The organism is Terriglobus sp. YAF25, assembly GCF_052113305.1.
Taxonomy (GTDB): domain Bacteria; phylum Acidobacteriota; class Terriglobia; order Terriglobales; family Acidobacteriaceae; genus Terriglobus.
The window spans coordinates 1-7,210 of sequence record NZ_JBFRCY010000156.1; the positions used below are offsets into that span (position 1 = coordinate 1).

At 58.2% G+C, this 7,210-nt stretch carries 3 protein-coding genes; 2 read left to right on the top strand and 1 reads right to left on the bottom strand.

Features of this window, described 5'->3' with window-relative positions:
- Positions 1 to 210: 210 nt before the first annotated feature.
- The gene (locus tag AB4043_RS08520; protein WP_442302764.1) at positions 211 to 1,497 is read right to left on the bottom strand and encodes a hypothetical protein; all 1,287 of its coding nucleotides are present in this window, start codon (positions 1,495 to 1,497) and stop codon (positions 211 to 213) included.
- A gap of 186 nt (positions 1,498 to 1,683) precedes the next feature.
- Between AB4043_RS08520 and AB4043_RS08525 the strand changes: the two genes are divergently transcribed.
- Positions 1,684 to 3,837 (top strand): FAD-dependent oxidoreductase, encoded by a 2,154-nt coding sequence (locus AB4043_RS08525; protein ID WP_442302765.1) that lies wholly within the window; start codon positions 1,684 to 1,686, stop codon positions 3,835 to 3,837.
- A 41-nt stretch (positions 3,838 to 3,878) separates the two neighbouring features.
- The coding region (locus AB4043_RS08530; protein WP_442306855.1) for a TonB-dependent receptor at positions 3,879 to 7,210 on the top strand (3,332 nt) is incomplete at its 3' end.

Consider the following 7,210-nt stretch of genomic DNA (forward strand, 5'->3'; position numbering starts at 1 on the left):
TCACAGGCACCCAGGCTGGTATGGAGCGCCTTTCGACCCCAATGACCAAAGTTCATTGGGGACCCCGGCCTTCAGCGCTTAGTCTTTATTGTGTCCGGGTGCCCCACCCTCGCAACGCTAGGGTGGGTTCGGAATACCCAAAATTCCTAACAAACTCAAATCGAATTCGTCGATACGCCTAGGGCCGGCTTCACCGGTTGATCGCCCGCGCTACCGCTGAATCACCCGATACGTTTCAAGCGAGTAGTTGAAGGGAAGGACTTCGTTCTGCTCGGTCGATAGGACGATCTGATAGGTCCTGGGGAAGTCCTTAACTCCATCGACGCGAAGCCGGTCTTTGAACTCCCGCATGCAGGAAGCGCAGGAGAAATATTCTGCTGCCGCAAGAGAGCCTGCCGAATTCTCGCCAGAGATGACGACGAGCCTAGTCTCCACGCCGTCGTTGCGTTGTTCATTGATGACGGTGATTAGACCATGTACGGTTCCGGGCTTGCGGCTGAGCTCTTTCACCTGGCTTGTTGCCGCATCGGTCCAGTACACCTCCTGATCGTGGATCTCCGGGGAGTAGTGGATGTTGTAGTACATGTCTTTCAGGAACACGGCGGCTGCGGGGCTGATCTCCGGTCTGCCGATCAGGATAGCGTTGCGATTACGCAGCGCGAAGGCGGACTGTACCCTCTCCGGCAGTACTTCGGTATCGGCTCCGGCGTGGGCGAGAAGGCGGGACAAGGTGATGGCGCTCGCAGCATCGCCCCAGAGCGGCGAGTTATGGTTTGGGACGAAATAAAGGTTGTCTCCCTGCTTTAGGGGATACCGCTCCGCATACCAGGCCTTCAGGTTCAGCTCGTCGGGAAGCTGCTTGTAGTTGGCCAGGCTGTCAGGCAGGCTTCGGACGAAGAGTTCAGGTGCATTGGCAATGCAGATCACCGGATGAGAGGCTTTGGAGACCAGTGGTCCCCATGCCTGTCGCAGAATGTCGTCAATCGCTCGTGTGCGCGATTCACCCCAGCGGAACCCGACGCTAAGGCACACGGCGCAAAGCAGGAGAGCAGTCGCGACCCAAAGCCAGATCCGGTAGAACTTGCGAGGCCGCTCTTCCAAGGAGGACGTCTGCTCCACCGTATCGGCGGAAGGCGCCGCGATGTGCGTATTAATGTAGTAGGGGCAGTAGGATCCTTTCGGGATCTCGATGCGCAGGGGCGCTTCGGAGCCTTCTCCGGCATAGTATTCGGCCAGCTTCTTGCGGAGGCTGTGTGCGCGGTTCCGAACCACCGAGTTCTCCATGGTCGAATAGCCAGGCTTCTGGCCTAGCACCTCAACGCCGATCAGATACTCGTGCAGGTCGTCGCCGCGTCCCGCCATCTCGTACTCACAGACAAATCGCAGGAAGGCCCTGAGCTGTTCATGGCGCTGGAAGGTCCGGCTCGCCTCCACCGCCACCAGCGCGGCGAGTTTCGCTTCGTCGATTTCCTGTGCCGGGTTCAATACAGTCTTCACGGAATCAGAAGCATAGCACGCGGTTGCTGCTCTTTTCCCATGCTCCGGGCAGCCGGCAGCCGCCGCCGATAGGGTGAACTAAATCGCACATTCTTCTGCCCGTTACACCTGCGGTAAACGGTTGCAACGGTTTGCGGACAGCCAAAACATTGACGATGGAATCTCTCATGCGCAACGTTCACCGGCATGCAATCACTTCGTCAGTGGATTGGAGCTCTGGCTCTTGGAGTTCTGGTTTTAGGATCGTTGTTTCTCACCTCTGCGGGACGCGCTGCAGACGCACCAGCGTCAGCTACGAAGAAGGAGACGTTCGACGTTGTTGTGGTCAGCGGCAGCTCCGGGGGATTCGGAGCGGCGCTGGCTGCGGGGCGACTCGGTGCGCACGTAGCTCTGCTGGAGGACACACCTGTCCTGGGTGGAATGCTCTCTAACGGAATCTCGAACATCGATGCATTTTCCTACGAGTCACTGTCGGGCATCTTCGATGAGTTCCGCCTGCGCGTGAAAGAGCACTATACCGGGGACGCCGCGACCGATCCTATCTTCCGGATGGAGGTAAGGAAGTCCATGTTTCTGGACGGACGGTCACAGCAGTCGAACCTGCCGAGTGATGGCGGCCGCTGGGAGCCCCACATCGCAGCCGAGATCTTTCGCTCCATGGTGGCCGCTCAGCCCAATGTTGAGGTCTTCTACAACCAGGTGCCGACTGGAGTGGTGATGCAGGGAAATCGCATCACCGGCGTCACGGTGCAGGACAAGAGTGGCCGAAGCCGGACCTTCCGGGGCAAAGTGATCATTGACGCAACCCATGAAGGGGATATCGCTGCGTGGGCAGGCGTTCCTTACTCCATCGGGCGGGAGGCGCGGTCTGCCCTGGAGCCGCACGCAGGCCGCGTCTTTTACTTCAACTGGACAGGAGAGATGCTGCCCGGCACCACCGGCGAGCAGGATCGGGCAATCCCTTCTTCTGGCTTCCGTTTGACGGTCGAGGACTATGCGGCGATTGGGAAGCAGGCTCCGATGATTGCGAGCCCTCCCCCGGGCTATCGCGCAGAGGACTACACGGTCTCCGGCGAGTACAGGTTTTATGAGTCAGTCCCTCATCACAAGACCGAGTTCAACGTGAACCCGGTAGGCAGTGAACTGCCCGGCGGCAACTGGGACTGGCCGGAACTGAAGCCGCTGGAGCGCATCAGGCTGCAGAGCCTGTATCGGAATCATGCGCTGGGTTACCTCTATTACCTGCAGCACGATCGCGGTCACACCGGCATTGGACTGGCAGCCGATGAATACACCGACAACGGCAATGTCCCGTACCGGATGTTTCTGCGCGAAGGCCGTCGCATCCATGGCGAAGCCACGATGACAGAAGCGGACGTGAACCCATTTGTCCTGGGCCGCGGCCTGACGCTGCCATTCCATGAAGACAGTATTGCGATCGGCCACTATCCGATCGACGCAAAGGCTGTTCGCGAGAAGACGGACCTGAGTACGCCAGACAAAGGAGATGGCGACTTCTTCCTCGCAAATACCATGCAGCCGTTCCAGGTTCCTTACGGCGCCATCGTGCCGCAGCGTATTGAAGGATTGCTGGTACCGGTTGCGCTCTCGGCGACTCATGTGGCGTTCTCAGCCGTCAGAATGGATCCCACATGGATGGCGTTAGGGCAAGCGGCGGGAACAGCGGCGGCGCTGAGTCTTCAGGAAGGCACGAGTGTCCGTCATGTTTCTCTGCCCGATGTGCAGGCCAGTCTGCTGCAACAGCACTGCCGGCTGGTTTTCCTCTGGGATGTTCCGCTGACTGAGCCATATTTGCAGGCGATCGACCGGCTGAGCCTGCTGACCGGCGAGGACGGTGGCGATAAGCATGAGTTCCAGCCCGATGCTCCGCTGACCAGGGCAGCATTGGCGAACTGGCTGGTTCACGCTGAGCGTCTGTCGCCTTCCGTCAGCAATCAGCACTTCAGCGATGTTCCCTGGACGATGTCAGCGTTCCGCGAGATCGAGACGCTCTATGACGCAGGGCAATTAAGCGCGTTCGGTGTCATTCCGCAGTGGCCGAGCTTCGGTCGATATGACCAGGCCAAGTTCGGCGGCTTCAGCCAGGCGATGGGATTTACCGCATTCCATCCCGAGCAACCGGTGACTTGGAGCGAACTGCTGCGGACGCTGTGTTCGATAGATGCTCCGCACGAACAGCAGGCTGACCTGCAGGCGCTTTACGCCGACCTGACACGCGATACACCTCTCGCCTCCGTCGCTTTGGATCTGAAGCAGGCGGTTTCACGAAAAGAGGCGAGCGCTGTGCTCGTAGCGTTCTTCACTCGACGACAGAAATAACCGTAGTAACGATTCACCGCAGTCTTATTCAGGAGTCCACCATGAAGTCTTCTTCCAGTTTTTCCATTCCTACGTTGGCAGGCCGTCTTCTCTTCCTCGTCGTACTGCTGGCTGTGCCGTTCCACGCGTTAGCGCAACAGGACGTTGGATATATCAGCGGCGTCGTGACCGACACCACCGGAAGCCTGGTTCCGGCCGCCAGGGTTCATATCCAAAACGATCAGACCGGAGTGGCCATCGATGTTGTGACCAATGAGAGCGGGTACTACACATCGCAACCTCTTCATCCTTCGCGTTACACCCTCACCGTAACGGCGCCCGGGTTTACAACGACCACCTTGAGCAACCTGGCGCTGGACGCCGCAGCTCGTGTCACGGCAAATGCTTCGCTGAAGGTGGGTGCGTCGACCGAGTATGTTGAGATTCAGGCGCAGGCTCCAACTCTGAATACGACTGACGCCCAGATCGCGAATACCGTCGACCAACGGGCAACCCAGGACCTTCCAGTGAACGGGCGCAGCGTGCTGGCGCTGGCGACCCTCTCTGCCGGTGTGACCTCGGCGGTGGGGGCAACCTCGCAGGGGTTTACCAATCGCGGCACGCAGCCTTCTGCTATCCGCATCTCCGGCGGTGTGCCTGGACTGAATAACAATCTGCTGGATGGTGCGAATAACCTCCAGAACTTCCACGGTGAGATCGGCATCAATGTTAAGTCTGACGCGGTGGAAGAGTTCCGCATTATGAGCGGTGTAATTCCTGCGCAGTTCGGGTACACCTCGGGCGGTGTAGTGAACGTGATTACACGGTCCGGAGGCAACCGGCTTCATGGCTCTGTCTATGAGTTTTTTCGGAATGACGCACTGGACGCCACTCTTGCCTTACCGAAACCGGTCTTCGGCAAACCGGAGCTGCGCTTCAATAACTACGGCGGTACGCTCGGTGGCCCTATTCGTCATGACCGGGCCTTCTTCTTCGGAGACTATGAAGAATACCGCTTCATTAACGCGCAGACGTACTATTCGTCGGTCCCGACCGATCAGGAGCGGGCCGGGGACTATAGCGATCTCGGTCGCCGTTTGGGCAATGGTGGCTGCTCGCAGTATCCAACAGACAGCACCCTGCAGCTCTACAACCCTTTTACCTCCACTCCAACGCAGTCGCGCCAGCCTTACGCCAATAACAAGCTGACCAATCTTGACCCGGTCGCACTGGCCGCACAGGATCTGATGTATCCGCGCGCCAATAACACGGCGGGAAGTTATGACTCCTGTACGCATGCCAACAACTATGTGGCGAATCCCAAGCTCATCTCGAATGAACGTACCGCGATGGGCCGCATCGACTATCGCCTCTCCGACAAGGACAGTTTGTTCGGTCGGCTGGCCTTTTACCGCAACTACCAGAACAATGCGACCTTCGGATATAGTCCGCTTTACTATCGCAACGACACCTTAAGTGTGTGGAACGGTGTGCTGTCGGAGACGCATGCTTTTTCCGCGTCGCTGCTCAATGACTTCCGTATCGCGGTGCTTCGTGCCACCCTGCCATTTTTGCCGCAGACCTATGGCCAGGACTACGCAAGCAAGATGGGCCTAAAGAACTCACGCCCCGATCTGATTCCGGCGTTCAGCAACGGGCTGAACGTGCCCAATAACGCGCTTGGCTTCCGCGCTTCAACGACGATGGAGGTTATGGACGATGTGACCAGGACGATGGGGTCACACACGCTCCGCCTCGGTTTTGACGGACGGTTGGCGCAGTCGTTCAACCTGCAGTCGAACTACGCATCCGGACTGTTCAACTTCAGCGGCAACCAGACGGCTGCAGGCACCAGCACGACGGTGCAGACATCGGCCGCTCCCGGCAACATCTATGCCAGCTTTCTGATCGGCGCTGTCAATAATGCGACGGCACAACTGGCCGCCGGAACAGAGTACCGTAAGTGGCTGTACGCAGCATATCTGCAGGACGACTGGCACGTGAACGCGCGTCTCACGTTGAACTTCGGTCTTCGTTATGACTTTATGAGGCAGCCGTACGAAAAACATAATGGCTATTCCAACTTCAATATCAACGTAACGAATCCGACGAACGGCTTCAAAGGGGCTGCGGTATATGCCGGCCAGGGAGGATACGGCACGAACTTCGTACGCGAGAACTGGAATAACTGGGGACCGCGTGCCGGCTTCGCATTGCTGCTGACTCCGAACGGAAAGACCGTAGCTCGCGGCGGATATGCGGTGTACTATCCCACGACCGCACAGAATGCTTATATGCAGGGAGCAGGAAGCTCCAATGGGTTCGGCAGCCTGGGCACAAGCTGGACCTCCACAACGAATTACGGACCGGCCTTTACACTTGCCGGCGGCATCCCATATCCGGCAACGCCACCTCTTGGCGCCGCAGGTGGACCGAATGCGTTCCTGGGACAGTCGGCAACCTATGTGTCTCCTTCGTTGAAGGATCCTTCGTCACAGCAGTACACCCTGACGCTATCGCATGAGCTTCCTTCGAGGACGGTGGTTGATGTCTCCTATCTCGGCAACCATGGCAGACACTTTGACATGCCGAATATCAATATCAATACGTTGGATCCGAGTTACTACAGCCTGGGTACGGCGTATCTGAACGCATCCGTGCCGAACCCATATTCCGGGCAGGTTCCTGGCGCCTTAGGAGCGCCGACGATTACCCGGGCCAATCTGCTGAAGCCGTTTCCCTATATGAGCGCCATCACCCTGGGGTTCCCTCGTGCAGCGCATTTCGATGGAAACTATCTGCTCGTCAACGTGCAGCGCCGTTCGGACACAGGCCTGCAGCTCATCGCCAGCTATACCTATGGCAAGCTCATGAGCCTTCCCATCTATACGGATCTTTCTACGGTAACGGGGACACCGACAGGAAACGGTCTGCAGAACTGGCGCAATCTGGATGCGGACTACTCGATCGATGCCATCGATGTACGTCACCGTGGCACCATCGCCGCGCTGTACAACCTTCCCTTCGGGAAAGGAAAGCGGTTCCTCAACGATACCGGTGCTTTCGACCGGCTGGTGAGCGGATACCAGTTCAATGTCGTGATGACGGCGGAGGGCGGCAGGCCGCTCGGGATCACCGGCGCCTCGAACCAGGGAACTGCGACACGGCCGAATCTTGTCCCGGGCGCGAGTCTCACCGTCCCGAATCGCGGAAAGAATGGATGGTTCAATACGGCGGCGTTTATCAATCCTCCGGACTATACGTTTGGCAATTCGCCGCGTTACTTTTCCGCGCTGCGTGGTCCGGGCACTCTCAACTTCGATCTCTCGCTCTTCAAGACCACGCGTCTTACCGAAGGATCGTCGCTTGAACTGCGCTTGGAAGGCTACAACGC

Bases quoted from the DNA above. Each gene is read 5' to 3' on its own strand.
- AB4043_RS08525 (WP_442302765.1), top strand. From the start codon at position 1,684: ATGCAATCACTTCGTCAGTGGATTGGAGCTCTGGCTCTTGGAGTTCTG.